Origin of the sequence: Pelagibacterium sp. (assembly GCF_048264985.1) — a bacterium.
Taxonomy (GTDB): domain Bacteria; phylum Pseudomonadota; class Alphaproteobacteria; order Rhizobiales; family Devosiaceae; genus Pelagibacterium.
Genome location: NZ_JBLXCL010000002.1, coordinates 167,919 through 184,525 on the forward strand (window position 1 = coordinate 167,919; position 16,607 = coordinate 184,525).

Annotated in this window: 17 protein-coding genes; 11 read left to right on the plus strand and 6 right to left on the minus strand. The window is 57.9% G+C overall.

The features are described from left to right. Positions 1 to 122 precede the first annotated feature (122 nt). Together dksA and ACN0TA_RS10160 are read right to left on the minus strand one after the other, a co-directional pair. A complete protein-coding gene (dksA, locus tag ACN0TA_RS10155; protein ID WP_417582458.1) occupies positions 123 to 542 on the minus strand; it encodes an RNA polymerase-binding protein DksA in 420 nt (139 codons plus the stop codon). Between the two features lie 192 nt (positions 543 to 734). Next, a complete protein-coding gene (locus tag ACN0TA_RS10160; RefSeq protein WP_417582460.1) occupies positions 735 to 1,151 on the minus strand; it encodes a flagellar assembly protein FliX in 417 nt (138 codons plus the stop codon). A gap of 262 nt (positions 1,152 to 1,413) precedes the next feature. On the opposite strand from ACN0TA_RS10160, the gene ACN0TA_RS10165 reads away from it, so the two are divergent. The 8 genes from ACN0TA_RS10165 to flaF all read left to right on the plus strand — a co-directional run bounded on the left by ACN0TA_RS10165 (position 1,414) and on the right by flaF (position 7,998). Next, complete coding sequence (locus ACN0TA_RS10165; protein ID WP_417582462.1) at positions 1,414 to 2,538, plus strand: flagellar basal body P-ring protein FlgI; 1,125 nt, start codon at positions 1,414 to 1,416, stop codon at positions 2,536 to 2,538. After that, a complete protein-coding gene (locus tag ACN0TA_RS10170; RefSeq protein WP_417582464.1) occupies positions 2,538 to 2,861 on the plus strand; it encodes a rod-binding protein in 324 nt (107 codons plus the stop codon). The genes ACN0TA_RS10165 and ACN0TA_RS10170 overlap by 1 nt, the downstream gene beginning before the upstream one ends. Next, positions 2,858 to 3,325 carry a hypothetical protein gene (locus tag ACN0TA_RS10175; protein ID WP_417582466.1) on the plus strand — a complete coding sequence of 156 codons (468 nt, stop codon included), beginning with the start codon at positions 2,858 to 2,860 and terminating at the stop codon, positions 3,323 to 3,325. Before ACN0TA_RS10170 ends, ACN0TA_RS10175 begins: the two co-directional genes overlap by 4 nt. A gap of 134 nt (positions 3,326 to 3,459) precedes the next feature. After that, positions 3,460 to 3,810, plus strand: a complete 351-nt coding sequence (locus ACN0TA_RS10180) for a hypothetical protein (RefSeq protein ID WP_417582468.1) — start codon at positions 3,460 to 3,462, stop codon at positions 3,808 to 3,810. A 138-nt stretch (positions 3,811 to 3,948) separates the two neighbouring features. Further along, a complete protein-coding gene (locus tag ACN0TA_RS10185) occupies positions 3,949 to 5,469 on the plus strand; it encodes a flagellin (RefSeq protein WP_417582470.1) in 1,521 nt (506 codons plus the stop codon). A gap of 175 nt (positions 5,470 to 5,644) precedes the next feature. Further along, positions 5,645 to 7,138 carry a flagellin gene (locus tag ACN0TA_RS10190; protein ID WP_417582472.1) on the plus strand — a complete coding sequence of 498 codons (1,494 nt, stop codon included), beginning with the start codon at positions 5,645 to 5,647 and terminating at the stop codon, positions 7,136 to 7,138. 115 nt (positions 7,139 to 7,253) lie between these two features. Further along, positions 7,254 to 7,697: a flagellar biosynthesis repressor FlbT gene (gene flbT / locus ACN0TA_RS10195; protein WP_417582474.1), complete on the plus strand. Its 444-nt coding sequence runs from the start codon at positions 7,254 to 7,256 to the stop codon at positions 7,695 to 7,697. Further along, entirely contained in the window at positions 7,630 to 7,998 is a 369-nt protein-coding gene (flaF, locus tag ACN0TA_RS10200; RefSeq protein WP_417582476.1) for a flagellar biosynthesis regulator FlaF, read from the plus strand. Before flbT ends, flaF begins: the two co-directional genes overlap by 68 nt. A 75-nt stretch (positions 7,999 to 8,073) precedes the next feature. Here the strand turns inward: flaF and ACN0TA_RS10205 are convergent, their stop codons facing one another. The 3 genes from ACN0TA_RS10205 to ACN0TA_RS10215 all read right to left on the minus strand — a co-directional run bounded on the left by ACN0TA_RS10205 (position 8,074) and on the right by ACN0TA_RS10215 (position 13,154). Further along, positions 8,074 to 9,540 (minus strand): hypothetical protein, encoded by a 1,467-nt coding sequence (locus tag ACN0TA_RS10205; protein WP_417582478.1) that lies wholly within the window; start codon positions 9,538 to 9,540, stop codon positions 8,074 to 8,076. Between the two features lie 6 nt (positions 9,541 to 9,546). Next, on the minus strand, positions 9,547 to 11,376 hold the full coding sequence (gene flgK / locus ACN0TA_RS10210) for a flagellar hook-associated protein FlgK (protein ID WP_417582481.1): 1,830 nt from the start codon (positions 11,374 to 11,376) through the stop codon (positions 9,547 to 9,549). A 158-nt stretch (positions 11,377 to 11,534) separates the two neighbouring features. Then, positions 11,535 to 13,154: a flagellar hook-basal body complex protein gene (locus ACN0TA_RS10215; RefSeq protein WP_417582483.1), complete on the minus strand. Its 1,620-nt coding sequence runs from the start codon at positions 13,152 to 13,154 to the stop codon at positions 11,535 to 11,537. A gap of 390 nt (positions 13,155 to 13,544) precedes the next feature. On the opposite strand from ACN0TA_RS10215, the gene ACN0TA_RS10220 reads away from it, so the two are divergent. The 3 genes from ACN0TA_RS10220 (at position 13,545) to ACN0TA_RS10230 (ending at position 16,080) form a co-directional block, all read left to right on the plus strand. Further along, positions 13,545 to 14,423, plus strand: a complete 879-nt coding sequence (locus tag ACN0TA_RS10220) for an ATPase (protein ID WP_417582485.1) — start codon at positions 13,545 to 13,547, stop codon at positions 14,421 to 14,423. A gap of 102 nt (positions 14,424 to 14,525) precedes the next feature. Next, on the plus strand, positions 14,526 to 15,446 hold the full coding sequence (locus ACN0TA_RS10225) for a homoserine O-succinyltransferase (RefSeq protein ID WP_417582487.1): 921 nt from the start codon (positions 14,526 to 14,528) through the stop codon (positions 15,444 to 15,446). Positions 15,447 to 15,453: 7 nt separating this feature from the next. Then, positions 15,454 to 16,080 carry an HAD-IA family hydrolase gene (locus tag ACN0TA_RS10230; protein WP_417582489.1) on the plus strand — a complete coding sequence of 209 codons (627 nt, stop codon included), beginning with the start codon at positions 15,454 to 15,456 and terminating at the stop codon, positions 16,078 to 16,080. Positions 16,081 to 16,160: 80 nt separating this feature from the next. Here the strand turns inward: ACN0TA_RS10230 and ACN0TA_RS10235 are convergent, their stop codons facing one another. Then, positions 16,161 to 16,394, minus strand: a complete 234-nt coding sequence (locus ACN0TA_RS10235; RefSeq protein WP_417582491.1) for a BrnA antitoxin family protein — start codon at positions 16,392 to 16,394, stop codon at positions 16,161 to 16,163. Positions 16,395 to 16,607: the final 213 nt, after the last annotated feature.

The following is a 16,607-nucleotide window of genomic DNA, read 5'->3' on the forward strand; positions in this document are numbered from 1 at the left end:
GGCGGGGAAATTAACCATCGAAAATCTTCAGACCGGCTGGCAATACCATTTGCAGTGAAATAAAAACCCCACCGGCAAAGAAACCGATGGGGCAAAGACGCATAAATCAACAGCGCTGGAAATCAATCGTCGCGATAGACTTTTTCACGCCGCTCGTGCATTTCCTGGGCTTCAAGGCTCAGGGTCGCAATCGGGCGGGCGTCAAGACGAGCAAGGCCGATTGGTTCGCCGGTTTCTTCGCAAAAACCATAGGATCCATCTTCGATCCGCTTGAGCGCCGCATCGATCTTGGCGATCAATTTGCGTTGCCGATCGCGGGTGCGCAGTTCGAGCGCCCTGTCGCTTTCCGAGGATGCTCGGTCAGCCATATCGGGATGATTGGTATTTTCTTCCTGGAGGTTCTCAAGAGTTTCGCGGCTCTCGCGAAGTATCTCGTCTTTCCAGGTGTTTAGCTTCTTACGGAAATATTCACGCTGACGCGCGTTCATAAATTCTTCGTCCGCGGAAGGACGGTAATCGTCTGCAAGGGCCTCGACCGACATCGTAAGACTCACTCCCCCTTTGCATCAGGTCGCCGCCTGTATAGTGGCGTCAATCTTTTCGAGCAAATGGAAAGTTGATGTCCCGTTAACAAGATCGTGAGGTGCCGCAATCAGGACACAGGCTGCAACACAATCAAAAACGCCATCAGGTTTTGGGCGGCCCCGACCCCCCGCTCCATGGCGCCGTTGTCTCTAGATCCGGGGAAATTGCCCCAGCTTGGCCAGTTCGACGCGCACACGCAATTCGATATCGGCGACAATTTCGTCGAGAGCGGGTTCGATATGCGCCTTTGCCTGCTGCAACAGGGCCACTGCGCGGTTCAGGCGCCCTTCCCCCACTTGCCCCACAAGAAGATCGGCACGGATGTCTTCGAGCAGATCGAGAAGCGAATTGGCTCTTTTGACAGCCTTGCGGCGACCGGTCGTTGCATCGTCGGCGGCCTGAAGCGCCAAGAGTGCATCAATCCCCCCGGCGGCGATGGGCGCAGATGCTTGCGCACTGCGCGCCGTGCCTTGCCCCGTCTCGATCTGGAACGCCGGCCCCGACGATTTCGCAGCGGTGCCTGGCCGGTTCGTTGAAATGATCCGCCCTGTTCCGTCGATCCGCATATCTGGCCCAGTTGGCTCGTGGTTAATGGACTGCTAACCGGCAGATTTTGCCTAAGGGTGTTAATTTACTCTTAACAACCCGGCAACCCTTGCCCACTCCACGCACATGCCATCTTCGATCTGCCAGATTTAGCGCAATAAATTCAATTGGTTAAAAGCCAACAACCTTGTTTGGCACGGTTTTCGCTCTATTGCCTGTGAATAGCGACGCACCATCGTGGGGACGATAGGCGTCGCCCGGAAACGGGGAATCGGATTGAAAATGAGACCAGGACTGTTTCGCACGACATTGGCCGTTATCGCCGCCGCAGCGATCGGACTGACATCGGTAGCGCCCACCATTGCTGCGCCGGCGCGCATCAAGGATATCGTGCAGATCGAAGGCATTCGCGACAACCAGTTGATCGGTTATGGTCTGGTTGTCGGTCTCAACGGTACTGGCGACAGCCTCAACAATTCGCCATTCACCCGCCAGTCACTGATCGCCATGCTCGAGCGCATGGGCGTAAACACCCGCGGCGAAACACTGCGCACGGCAAATGTTGCCGCCGTGATGGTCACTGCAAATCTCCCTCCCTTCTCCACCCAGGGATCGCGCATCGACATTTCGGTTGCCGCCATGGGTGATGCCTCGTCATTGCAGGGCGGCACGCTTCTGGTTACCCCGCTGCTCGGCGCCGACGGCGAAGCCTATGCCATCGCGCAGGGCCCGGTGCTTATCAACGGCTTTACTGCCCAGGGCGACGCTGCAACTGTCGTTTCGGGCGTGCCCACAACCGGCATGGTATCTTCGGGCGCACTGATCGAGCGCGAAATAAACTTCGCACTGGGCGCCCAGCACTCTGTCCGCCTTTCGTTGCGCAACCCCGATCTCACGACCTCGCGCCGCATCGCTCTGGCCATCAATGATCTCATCGGCATGCCGGTCGCCATCCCAACCGACCCCGCAAATGTTCGGTTGTCCCTTCCCAACAATTTCAACGGCAACATCGTCGACCTGCTCACCGACATCGAACAGCTGGTCATCCAGACCGATCAGGCGGCACGCATCGTCATAAACGAAAATTCCGGCATCATTGTCATCGGCCGCGATGTCCGTGTGTCTTCTGTAGCCATCGCTCACGCCAATCTGACGATTTCCATCGCCGAGAACCCCAACATCGTTCAACCCGAACCTTTTACTGACGGCGTGACTGCCGTTGAGCCACGCACCCAGATCGATGTCACCGAAGACGCCACACAGCTCGCAGTAGTCCCCGAGTCGATCTCGCTGCAACAGCTTGTGGATGGCCTCAACACACTGGGCATCTCCCCGCGCGATCTCATAGCGATCTTGCAGGCCATCAAGGCGTCCGGGGCGCTGCAGGCTGAAATCGAGGTCATCTGATGAATCTCAATCCCGCCTTTACCGCACTGCCAAATTCCGCGTCCGCACTCTCCAATCTGCGCAAGCAGGCAACCGAACTGGAAGGTGTGTTTCTCAACACCCTGGTTTCGGAAATGTTCAAGGGCCTTGAGACCGACTCAATGTTCGGTGGCGGCTATGCCGAAGAAACCTGGCGCGGAATGATGTCCGAACAGTACGCTGCCGAAATGGCCAAGGCCGGCGGCATCGGCATCGCCGACCAGATGGTCGCCGCCCTTATCGAAACGCAGGCAGCCCAAACCAGCGCGCCTCAAATCTCATCCATGGGAGCTTATACGAAATGACCGCCGCCGAACGCCTCATCGCGCTTGAATCCCTGGATGCGGACTCTCTTTGCGCCCGCGCCGAAACAGCACTTGGTGCACTTGTCGAGGTTATGAACCGCGAAACCACCTATCTGCGCGCCGGACATATGCGCGATGCGACTGCACTTACGGCAGAAAAGACCCAGCTTGCCCAGGATTACGTGACGTTAGCCCGCGCCATCCAGCGCGCCGCCCCCCGGCTCAAGGCAGAAGCGCCCACGCGCATCGACACGCTGCGCCGCGGCCACGAAGCCCTGGCCACGCAAATGGCCGAAAATCTTCGCGTTTTGGCCACCGCCCGCACTGTAACCGAGACCCTGCTTTCGGACGTAGCGCGTTCCGCTGGCAATAACGCCAAGCCAAAAACCTATGGCGCTGCCGGTCAGCCTCCCCAACCGGCAAAAGAGTCCATGAAGGGCATATCCATCAACCGGGCGCTCTAACGCCCGGACTTACCCGCTCCCGATTTGATACAACTTTCTTAAAATTCGACGACCCAACCTAACCCGCCTGTCAGCCTTTGCGGCACAATCTGCCCGGCAGTTTTTGCCGCATCGGCCAGAGGAATGGTTAACAGGTGACGGGGTTCATTCCACCGCAGCAGGGCCCGCTGGGGATCTCTGCAGCCATGGCGCGGCCGGTCGAACGACCGGCGGCACCGCCGCCTCATCGTATCCGCGATTCCGCCGGGGCCAGCCTCGGCCAGCCGCTTCCCAAGCGCCCGAACGCAAAACACCGGAAACATCCCGCCCCCCAGGAAGACCAGGGATTTGAAGGCTCTGTTTCCTCGGCCACCCTGCTCGATGCAAGCCTTATAGCCTCGACGCTGTCCAACGCCGAAACACCAGCCAGCGCGACCCTGCTTCTGCGCAGCGCTCCCTGGCAGCCGCCCCTCTCCAGCCTGACACTTCGCGACCGCTCGGTGTGAGGCCAAAAGGTAAATTTACCCCTGCTCGATCAGACTTTGTTAACCATTCAGTAGCACTTGGCGAAGCACTGTATAGTTAACGCGCTCCTAATGAGGGAGTGATTCTGTTTATGCCAATAAAGGACGGGGGTTTTGGCCATGTCTGATGTGACGCTATCGAAAGCGGTTCGCTCCAACCTTCTGCACCTCCAGAACACCGCCAAGATGATGGACGCGACCCAGGAGCGTCTGGCCACGGGCAAGAAGGTCAATTCGGCCCTCGACAATCCCACAAATTTTTTCACCGCTGCGTCCCTCAACGGCCGCGCCGCTGACATCGGCACTCTGCTCGACGCCATGAGCAACGGCATCCGCACCATCGAAGCTGCCGACAACGGTCTGACCTCGATCACCAAGTCGATCGAATCGATGCAGTCGACGCTGCGCCAGGCCCGGCAGGACAATTCGTTCAAGACACAGAGCTACAACCTGAACGTGGCGGCCACGCCCACTGGCACAGAGGCGCTCAACTTTGCAGGCGGCGCCCTGCCCGATGGGACCGATTTCGATGTCGACCTCACGGCCTCCCGCTCTGCGCTCGCTGCCGGCACCTTCACCCCTGCCGGCATAGATCTTTCAGGCGCGGGCGATGGCCTCAGCTTCGACGTTGCCGTGCATGGTGGCGACCCCGTCACCATCGCCGTCACCAACGCCGACATTACATCGCCCGGCGCTGTCGCCGATGCCACGGCTGTCACCGCTGATGAGCTCGCGGCCATCATCAACGCCAAACTCGACAATGCCGGCGTTGCCGCCACGGCCAGCGTCAATGGTGGCGATATGGTACTGACCACCGACGCTTTCGCGGGCAGCAGTGCTGCATCCATAGAGGTTTCCAACTTCGCCGAAACTGCTACGGCAGGTACAACAGGTATCGCCGATGGCACTGGATTGTCGACCGGCACGCGTGCCCGTACTGTCGACGATATGGTGTCGGCCATTAATGCCAATGCCGATCTCAAGGGCCATGTGCGCGCCTCAAACGACAACGGTAAACTACGGGTCGAGAACAGATCCACCACCCCGCTTACGATGACCGGCCTGACCAACAACGATATGACCGGTGGCATCGGCCAGTCCGAAATCGAGGGCAATGATGTTCGCGCCAGCCTGGCCCGCCAGTTCAACGAACTGCGCACCGAACTCGATCGACTGTCCGAGGATGCGTCCTACAATGGCGTGAATCTGCTGCGGGGCGACCAGCTCAAGATCGTTTTCAACGAATCCGGCAGCTCGACAATCGAAATTCAGGCCAAGAATTCGAAGGGCGAACCACGCGCGATCAACGTCGCCAATCTTGGGCTGCTCGAACTCAACCCTGAAGATCTTGACCTTAACGCCGACATCGACGGCCTGCTGTCCAACCTGCAGAACGCCCTCAATGAAGTACGGGCGCAGGCATCCGATCTGGGATCCACGCTGTCCGTTGTTCAGAACCGCGAAGATTTCACCAAGCGCATGATCAATACGCTCGAGACCGGCGCCGCCAACCTGACTTTGGCCGACACCAACGAGGAAGGCGCCAATCTTCTCGCCCTTCAGACTCGCCAGCAGCTTTCGCAGACCGCATTGAGCATGGCCAGCCAGGCCGATCAGGCGGTGTTGCGCCTGTTCGGCTAAGCCGGCCGAATTCGAAATCGAAAAGGCGGGCTTCGGCCCGCCTTTTTTATTGCGCGATATTTCAGATCACCACCGACGCTTTAACCGTTCTTTTAGAAGATGTCGCACAGTGTCGGGTCAGCCGTCTCAGGAAGAGGCGCTTGAAATTGCATAAATCCTAGAAGGGGATTTCTATATGTCTGATGTAACGCTCTCGAAGGCGGTTCGCTCGAACCTTATGTCCCTTCAGAACACCGCCGATATGATGTCGGCGACCCAGACCAAGCTTGCCACTGGCAAGAAAGTCAACTCGGCTCTCGACAACCCGACAAACTTCTTCACTGCTTCCTCGCTGAACAGCCGCGCTGGCGACATGAACGCCCTTCTGGACGGCATGGCAAACGGCATCCAGACCCTGGAAGCTGCCGACAACGGTCTTACTGCGATCACCAAGACCCTCGAATCCATGCAGTCCACGCTGCGTCAGGCACGTCAGGACAAGTCCTTCCAGACAGCGTCTTACGACGTTGCCGAAGGTCTCTCTGACACCGATACGCTGTCGTTCTCCGGTGGTGCAATTGGTGACACTGCGGTCGATATCGCGCTCGGCTCGGCTCCAGTAACCGTAACGCCTGCAACTCTTACAGGCGCGGCCGGCACTGACCTGACCACCGGCACCGGCACCGACCTGCAGGCTCTGGACGGTGAATCCGTCACCGTGACAGGTGACGACGGCAGCACGGCGTCCTTTACGTTCAACGGCACCGACGACAACGCCACGCAGATCGCTGCAATGAACACAGCTTTCGCAGCAGCCGGCGTTACGGCAACAGCTACTGCCGCAGGTCTCGATATGGCCAACGCTGATGGCGTGAACTTCACAGTCACCACTTCGGATTCAGCTGTGGATGGAGACATCGGTATCGCAAGCGCCACGGCATCGACCGACGGCGTCGAAGCTGTCGCCAGCGAATCCAAGACTGTCGACCAACTGGTCAGCGAGATCAACAACTCGTCGGCACTCGAAGGCAAAATCCGCGCTTCCAACGACAACGGTAAGCTCCGTGTCGAAAACCTTTCGACCGACGATCTCACTGTTGACGGTGCATCCAGCGCCGGCCAGATTGACGGAACGTCTTCGGGCGCCAACTCCATCGAGGGCAACACCGTCCGCGCTGGTCTTGCCGATCAGTTCCGCGAACTGCGCGATCAGCTCGACAAACTTGCCGATGACGCTTCGTTCAACGGTGTGAACCTGCTCCGCGGCGATAATCTGCAGATCACGTTCAACGAAACTGGTACATCCGAACTCAACATCCAGACCAAGATTGACGGCGAACAAGGCGCTTCGGTCAACTCGACCACGCTGGGTATTGAAACCAATCTGCAGGCAGCTGATCTCGATTCTGATGAAAACATCGACACCCTGCTTTCCGATGTGAAGGGCGCGATCAACACCGTTCGTTCGCAGTCTTCGGCATTCGGTTCTTCGCTCTCCATCGTTGAAAATCGTCAGAACTTCTCCAACAACATGATCAACACGCTGGAGACCGGTGCGTCCAACCTCACCCTGGCCGATGCCAATGAGGAAGCCGCCAACCTTCTGGCTCTGCAGACACGCCAGCAGCTGTCCTCGACAGCTCTGTCGATGGCTTCGCAGGCTGATCAGGCGGTCCTGCGTCTGTTCTAAGATTGAAGTTCCCAGAACGGGAATAACCTATGCGGAAAAGGGCGGGCCAGAAGGCCCGCCCTTTTCTTTTTTTCCCGCAGCACCCATAGTTCGCAAAACCACAGGGAAAAGAATCATGGCGCTCAAGGTCGAGTTGAAACCTGGTGAAAAGCTGATCGTGGGCAGCTGCGTTATCACCAATTCGGACCAGCGCACCCGTCTGTTTATCGAGGGCAAGGCGCCGATCCTGCGCGAAAAAGACATTCTGTCCGCAACGACGGCTGATACGCCCGCCAAGGCCATCTATCTGGCGATCCAGATCATGTATGTGGAAGGCAATGTCGATAAGCTTACAACGAGTTATTTCGAACTCATCAACGCTATGGTACGGGCCGCGCCGTCCACATTGTCGTATGTCGATACTATCAATAATGAGATATTAACCGGCGACCTCTACAAAGCTCTCAGGGCTGCAAAAAAGCTTATCGAATACGAAGGGGAGTTGCTGGCAAATGCAACATCAGGGGGCACTCGCTTATCAGAGGACCGCACAACAGACGGCGAGTCCGAGAGATCTTGAGGCCAACCTGCTTGCTCGCCTCGCTTCCCGCCTGCAAAATATCCGCGATACTTGGCCCGAGCATTACGACCAGCTCGAAGAAACGCTGAACAAGAACCGCAAGGTCTGGTCAATTTTCGTCCAGGCAGTGACCAAGGACGACAGCCCCCTGCCCGACCCCGTTCGTCAGAACATTGCCAATCTCGGCATCTTTGTCATGGGGCAAACCTATGAGCTGCTCAGCGGCGCCGAACCGGCCAAGCTCGATGCGCTCATCAACATCAATCGACAGATTTCAGCCGGCCTTCGCGGCAACGGCTAAGGACCTCACGTCAATCTCGATACAAAAAAGCCCCGGCCAATACCGGGGCTTTTTCTTTTGAAAACAGCGCAGAGCTTACAGGAAATTGACCAAAGTGAGCTGGCTCGCCATCGCAGTGGCCTGATAGCTGGCCTGAAGCTGGGTCTGCAGCGTGAGCAGCATCATGGCAACTTCCTCGCGTGGCGCTGAAGCGATCTCGGCCAGCATCGTCTCCAGTTGAGCGCCGTACTGGGAGTGACGCTCCTTGACTGTATTGACCGTAGAGGACGCGATACCCAGCTCCATGGTGATGACTTCGATGGCACCCGGTTGTGCGTTGTTATCTTCGGACAGACGCGAGCGCTGAATGGAAACCAGCGCATCATAGCGCCCCGCATTTTCGGCATCGAGCGGAGAAAGCTCTGACACCGAGAATACTGCAAGTCCCTTGATAAGTTCGACGAACCCCTTCTCGTTGGCCTGCACGCCATATTGAGTTTTGGTGTTCTCATCGATGTTGGCTGATACCGTCTGGCGCGGATTATTGCTATCCTGCCCGCGATACCATGCTGATGCCGCAGGGTCTTGCGCTTCGCCTATGCCATTGAAAAAGCCGTCAGCCGCCGCATAGGTCGATGACGATCGCATATCGGTCTTTGTCAGCGATTCCAGCTTGCCGGCGATCACAGCGTTGAGGTTGGCCGCAGTTTCATCGGCGTCGGCTCCCACGGCAAAGCCATTGGCAGGCACCGGGTCGGTGTCGGTCGCGGTAAATGTGAAATAGCGCACGGTGTCGCGATCATGTGGGAACGTGACGCCGACAGTGACCGTGTCGCCCACGGCAGCCACCGATCCGGCGGTAATCGTCATTTCCTGTTCGGCATCGGGAAACGCCGGGTCGATTGGACCGGACGCAGCGCTGATTGCAGTCCCCGTCGCGGTCACCGACGCGATCTTGAATCCGAAATCATGATCGCCATCCTCGGTCAGCGAGATTGTGCTGCCCGCAAGTGCCTGGTTGAGACGGCCCGAATTGCCCGCTGCGGTTCCCATATCCTCGGAATTGCGGTTTTGCGTGTAGCGCACGAACCCGTTGGGACCGTTCATGATTTCGTCGAAACTGGCAACCGGCTTTGTATCTGACTTATTGCCACCAAAGATGAACTGACCAGTGATGTCAGTGTTGAGAATATCGATGGTTTCCTTGAGCAGATTGGTCGCCTGATTGCGCGCGTTCGTGAGGTTGATACCGTCGGTGCCATAAGCGTTCGGAACGGCCAGCGCCCGTGCATCGCCCTCGATATCGTCAAGCCGCTGAAGGCCGTTTGTGTAAAAGCTCAGACGATTCTCAACGGTCAGAATGTTGGATTGATACCCCTCGATCCGCGACAGGCGGCCACGCAGATTGATATCATGAACCCGGTCGCTACCCATTTCCGACAATGTGTTGTAGCGGTTGCCGGTTGCCAGTTGCAGCTGCAAATTCTCGAGCTTCTTGTGCATCGAGGTGATAGTCGAAAGCGTCGAGGAAACCGGATACAGCGATTTGTTGATGATCGTCATGAGACCTCACATGGCCAGCAGGGCATCGATCAGTTCCTGAACTGTCGAGACCACACGGGCGCTTGCCGAATAGGCGTTCTGGAGTTGCATAAGCCGCGACATCTCCTCATCAACGTTCACGCCGTATTCGGCGCTCATGCGCGTGGTGATCGATTGCAGCGTATAGCCGACCGAAGCGGTAGCAGACTGGGCTTTGGAAACCACATTGCCCTGATGATTGATCATCTGGCCGATAAGATCGGTCACCTTGCCCGAAAGGCGCACGCCTCCATCGGAAAGCGCGGTCATTTTGTCGGAAACGAACTGCATCGACTTGAGATTGTCGAGCAGAAATTGCGGACGTGTCGCATCGCCCAGCGAAACCCCGCTCGCAAACTGGACAAGTTGCGCGGGGTCGGAGATCAACGCGCTGTTGATGGAGATCCGCCCGGCAAAGCCCTGCTTTTGCCCATTGCCGTCCAGAGCATTGGTAAAGGGCTCGCCGCGGGAGTCCACGAACAGATTGAGCGCGCCGGTTCCGTCCTGCGTCCCGCTCACGCTGATCTGGGACGACATGGCCCGCATTGCAGTGCCATCGATCGAGAGCTCGCCACCGGCGTTGCTGATCACTGCGGAGACCGGCAATTCACCGGCCAGCGCCGCTGCGATTGCCGCCGCAGGATCGCCGCCCGAGATATCGACGCCCAACACCTTTTCGCCTTTGGCGTTGGGCGATGCGAGCGGCAAGTTTGATGAATCGCCCATCGCCACCACACGGATGGAACGATCGCGGATCCCGTCATTATAGGTCAGGGAAACAGTATTGCCCGTCGTCATGCCCGACAGATCGAGTGTATAGAGATCTGGCGTCGCCTCGTCGGGCGCAGCAACGGTATTGACGCTGTTCATAGCCTGGGCCAGCCCGGCAGCGATCTCGTCGAGCTGGTCCTGCATATTGACCAACGTCGTGTCACGCAGCTCGAGAAGCCCGGCAATCCGCCCCGATGACAGCAGGTTCTGGCTGGCCAGGTCGACCTCGAGCCCGGACGGTGTCCGCAGCGTCAACTCACCAACACCGCTCTTGGTCGGATCGGAGTCAAAAAGCGAGCTTGAGTTGAGACCGCCCCCGGAGCGAAATCCGAACTGGGAGGCTTCGACGTCGAGAATGCCTACCCCACTCTCGGTCATTAACGCGACGGTTCCGTCGGGACGATAAGTGGAGCGTACATCGACAAGCTCGGAAATCGACCCGACCAGCCGGTCGCGTTCGTCCATCAGCGACAGCCGTGCCTGTTGGTCCTGCGAAATATCAAGGATACGCACGTTGATGTCGGCCAACGCCGTAAGCTGGCGATTGAGCTCGGAAACCCCGTTGGAAATCTGCTGCTCGGCCTCGCGGCGCATTTCCTGCACGGCACCGGTCAGCGTGTTGAGCTGCTCGACCAGCTGCTGGGCGGTATTGAGAACACCGGCGCGTGTCGTTACGTCATTGGGATTGGTCACCAGCGCCTGCAGCGCATTCTCAAAACCCCCATACAGGGTATCGAGGGAGTTGGCGTCGCCCGGCTTGCCCAGATGCATCTGCATCCGCTCGAGAAAATTGCTGCGCACATCATGGTAGCTGGCCGAAGACACCGCCACCAGATGCTGCTTTTCCAATGCTTCGTTAAAAGCTCGGCTCAGGGCCGAAGAGCGCACCTGCGCACTCGTCCCATAAGCAGTTTCTTCAATGACAATGGACTGCCGATGATAGCCCGGCGTGCCCTGATTGGCGATGTTGCGCGAAACGACATCGATGCCACGCTGGCTGGCATTCATGCCGCCCAGTGCATTCGATAACGTCGAACTCAATCCCATCGCATCAACTCCATAAAAGTCTTGCCGCAGCCTTTGCCGGGCGGATCAGGGTGGAGCGAGAAAGGTGGCTTTCGAGAACCGGAGCACAGCGTACTTTTAAGTACGTGCGCACCGGCAACGCATAAAGCCACAATTGGCAGCCCACCCTCACCGGCCCACTATCTGATCATGTTGAGGGCTTCTTGGAGCATCTCATCCGCCGTCGAAACGATACGGGTTCCGGCAGAATAGGCCTGCTGGGTCACGATCAACTTAGTGAACTCTTCCGAAATGTCGGTGTTTGACGATTCCAGCGCGCCACCGGTGATCCCACCATCTGTGGAAAGGATAGCCTCGCCCGATGCCGCAGTGGCGGAATAGACACCGCCATCGAGCCGCTTGAGCTGATTTTCGGCGTTGAAGTTTGCTGTCACCAGCTGGAAAATTTCGATTTGCTCGCCATTGGAATACGTGGCCACGACGCGGCCGCTATCGTTGATGGCAACCGACATGAACGATCCAGCCGGATACCCGTTTTGGTTCAATGTCGAAACGGCAGCCCGCCCATTGGCATTGTCGAACTGGGTCAACCCGCCGGCGCCCAGATCAAGCTCGACGTCACCGACCTCGGTACCGTTGATGGTCAGACCAGGCAGGTTGAGCCTTAGCGGCTCGGTCAGCGAGACTGAAGCGCCACCTTGTGACTGCAGAACACCCTCATCGAAGGTGAACTCGCCATCTGGCACCTCGGACCATGTCTGAGGTGTGCTTTCGCTCATGTAATACAGCCGCCAGGTGTCCGGTTCGTTTGAGACCTTGCCCCAACGCATCTGCACGTTCACCGAAGCGCCATTGGGCGCATAAACAGTGATCGCGCCGCCCTCGACGGAACGCGCAACGAAATCGCTATTGGCTTCTGGCGATGCTGGCACTGGCTGGGAAGCAACGCCGGCAATAGCGCCAGTACCCCCGATAGTGAGGGCGTGGGTGGTATTGTTTGCAGTGATCTGCAGGCGACCCTCTGAATCCAGCGCAGCCTTTGCCCCCGGAACCGACGAATTAACCCAATCCACGAGATCTTGAAGCGACGTTCCGTCAACGCCTTCCTGGAAGGTTTCGGTCGCTCCGCCGCCAACTGCGATGGTAAAGGTGTCGCCGGCTGTCCAGCCGAGGCCCGGAGCGGCCCCCTGTAGCGTTTCTGTGCCATCGAGATCACCGGTAGTCGAAAGCGTCGTGGCAAAATCGGCTGCCAGTCCCACTGCGGGCGTATCGGGCAGATTGACTTCATAAACGATGCGCTGGGTGGCCTTGGCGGGGATCAAGCCGTTGGAAACACGAACCATCTCGGGCACCGAGCCTGCAACGTTGCCGGTCGTGGTGTCTATAGGCACGCCTTTGAGGAAGTAACCGGCACCATTGCGCAGATAGCCTTCACGATCCATCTCGAAGTCGCCGCGGCGCGTGTAATAGCTGGCATCGCCAAACACCGAGCTGCCGTCGGACGTGCCGGTCTTTTCAGCAACAACGAAAAACCCCGAACCGTTCAATGCGACGTGGGTTCCAGTGGGCGAGGTAATGATATCGCCGCGCACGTCATTGGTCGACCGCGAGTATCCGAGCACCGCGCCGGGCTTCTGCCGACCTACAGCTGCATCGGGGATCAGATCGATAAATCCGGTCTCCATGCGCTTGTAGCCGGTGGTCTGCGAATTGGCGATGTTGCCCGAAATATTCTCGAGCGCGAAAGACTGCGCCGCCATGCCCGTAACGGCCGTCGACAATGCCCCATAGATACCCATTTTACTCTCCGTCACACGAGCGACCCCGACCAAAACTGGCCACCAGCCTTGCGGCACGGGATCACGACAGCCCAAACTCCTGCACGCTGAGGACGCGCATTCGCATCAAGCAATGCAAACGCAGTGCCAGATTCACGAGCCATTGTTTTTGTTGACTTTTATGACTTGGAACGCGCCCATAGCGGCGTGTCGTCAGGAAATTTCCGCCGACCACCCGGCAATTTTTTCCCTCCCCGGCGTCTTGGCAGGTGGTCGCGCGCACGCTCTCTTGCGTGTGCTGTACTTGCCGCCGCGAGCTTGGTGCCCTCCAGCGAATGACTGGACGGCTGCGCCATATGAATCTAAGCAGTCAGCACATTCGGATTTTCCAAATTTGCCCGGACTCGCCCCATGCTGTTTGCCTCCGCCGACCAATTCCGCGCCCTGCCCCTCAAGGCCGTTACGGTGTTTGGCATGGCTGGCGTCGGCAAGACGCGGCTGGGCAATAGCCTTCGCCGCGCGGGCTGGTTTCACTTCTCGGTCGATTTCCGCATCGGCACCCGGCATATGGGCGAGTTCATAGTCGACAATTTCAAGCGCGAGGCGATGAAGGTACCTTTTCTGGCCGAACTGCTGCGCTCGGACTCGATCTCCATCCAGTCCAACATCTCGTTCGACAATCTCGATCCGCTCTCAAGCTATCTCGGCAGGCCCGGCAATCCGGCTAAGGGCGGCCTGCCCCTCGCCGAATATCAGCGCCGGCAGGAACAGCACAGGGTCGCCGAAATTTATGCTCTCCTCGATGTTCCCTACTTCATCGAACGTGCCAAAACACTCTACGGCTACGACAACTTCATGTGCGACACCGGCGGCTCGCTGATCGAAGTTCTCGATCCACACAATTGCGAGGATCCGGTGGTCAAGGCGCTGACCGAAACCACTGCTTTGCTGTATCTGCGCGGCACTGATGATGACGCTCAGCGCCTCATCGACAGATACAGGGCCAACCCTAAGCCAATATATTATCCGCCCCAATTCCTCGTGACCAAATGGGAAGAGTTCAAGCGATTGAACGGCGTTACCAACGATAACGACGTCGATCCCGACGCTTTCGGTGTCTGGGGCTTTGAGGCGCTGATGCGTGACCGGCTGCCCCGCTATCAGGCACTTGCCGACAATTTCGGCTACCAGGTGGATGCGTCCGAGATTTCGGACGTCCGCGACGAAAACGACTTCATGGAGCTCATGTGCAGGGCCATCGCCAATCGTCCGGCGGTGGCCGCATCCTAGAGCGTTTCCTGAGCAGGTGGACACCACCAGTTCGGCTCGAAACGCTACAGAGCACGCTTGATAACCCTGCGCTTATATTAGCCTTCACTGAAGGATATTCAGATGCCCATTCGTATTCCCGATCAGCTTCCAGCCCGAGTCACGCTCGAAAACGAGGGTGTTGTGGTCATGGATCAGTCCCGATCCGCACGTCAGGATATCCGCCCTCTACAATTCGGCCTGCTCAATCTGATGCCAAACAAGCAGCGCACTGAAACACAGTTTGCGCGCCTGATCGCATCGACACCGCTCCAGATCGACCTGACGCTGGTTCGCGTTGCCGATCCGCTCTCGAAAAGCACGCCCGAGGATTATCTCCAGAACTTCTATTCAACCTGGGAAGATGTCCGCTCGAAAAAGTTCGACGGCTTTGTTGTGACTGGCGCGCCCATCGCCAACATGGCTTTCGAGGATGTGCGCTACTGGCCGGAGATGCTCGAAATCATGGATTGGACGCAGACTCACGTCCACCATACGATGTTCATCTGCTGGGGCGCACAGGCCGCCCTGCACCATCTGCACGGCGTCAAGCGCTACCGCATGGACAATAAGGCTTTCGGCGTTTTTCGCCATAAGGTACTCGATACCCGTCACCCCTTCCTGCGCGGCTTTTCCGACGATCTGGCAGTGCCGGTCTCGCGCTATAACGACATCGACCGCGCAAGCCTGACCGACGATCTCGATATCCTCATCGACAGCGATGAGGTGGGCATCTGCATGCTCGACGACCGTAAATACCGCGCCGCCTACATGCTCAACCACCTTGAATACGACAACACCTCGCTGGCCGACGAATATCATCGCGACGTGGAATCCGGGCTGGAAACACCGATGCCGGTCAACCTGTTCCCCAACGACGACCCATCAAAAATGCCGGAAAACCGCTGGCGTAGTCATGCCCATCTGCTTTTCCAGAACTGGATCAACGAGATCTATCAGACCACCCCATACGATCTGAACAAGGTCGGTTCGGGTGCGTGGTGAGGTTTAGATGATAAAAGCCCTGCTGATCGATGTTGACGGCGTCCTGATCGACGGCCGTCCCCTCGATGGCTTGAACTGGGCTCATGACCTTGAAAAAGATCTCGGTATCCGCAGGGATGATCTCGTCGCATCCTTTTTCGCCCCGTATTGGGACGACATCGTGTGCGGACGGGATGGTATCCTCGGCCCCTTGACTTCTACTTTAGGCGAAATAGCCCCTCATGCGGATGCACAAGCCCTGCTCGACTATTGGTTTTCCCATGACGCCCGTATTAACGGGGCCCTTCTCGACCAATTGTCTCTCTTCCGCCAAAAAAACGGCTTGCCTTGCTATCTGGCGACTAACCAGGAGCATCTGCGCGCCGCCTATATCATGAACGATCTTGCCCTTGGCGCGCATACCGATGGCATTTTTTATTCCGCGGCCATGGGCTGTCGAAAGCCCGATCTAGACTTTTACAAATCCATCCAGTCGGCCTTGAATCTCGCCCCCGAAAATCTGCTTTTAATCGATGACACGAAAGAAAATCTCGAAGCGGCATCCCGCCTTGGCTGGCAGAGCCTGCATTGGACAAAAGGATCGTCGGTCGGAGATATCTCAAGTCTGATCGCCTCAGCAACCCAGCGCGCTTGAATAGGCCCCATCTCTTCCCTTCTCCCCTCGGGGGAGAGGTGCCGGTGAGGGGGCTGCTGTATCAGCCCAACCCTCAAATCTCACTCCAGCCCGGCAGCCGCCCGCAGGGCTGCGTTGATGCGCTCCTGCCAGCCGGGCCCATCATCCTGAAAATGGGCAAGCACATCGCGATCGATGCGGATCGAGACGAGTTCCTTGCCAGTGGGAATGATATTGGCTTTCGCCTTGGGCGCTTCCGGCTTGGTGGTTGCCGCCTTGAACAGCGCCTCGGCGCGTTCCTTGCCGCTGGTGGGTCGGCGCGGGGAATAGGCCATCATGGTCACCATGGTCTGAAAAATGAATGACCCGGCCAGGAGGTGGAATCTCCGACCGGGCCAAAGCCTTCAATCGGCGAAGATCAAAGACGCTGCATCGATAGTCCACCAATGCGTTGTGAGCAAGCGATATCGCGCAATCACGACCAAAGTTCTGCCTCCCCGCGCTCCCGGTTAAGGCTTCACTTGCAATCTGGCGTTCTCCGCCTACCT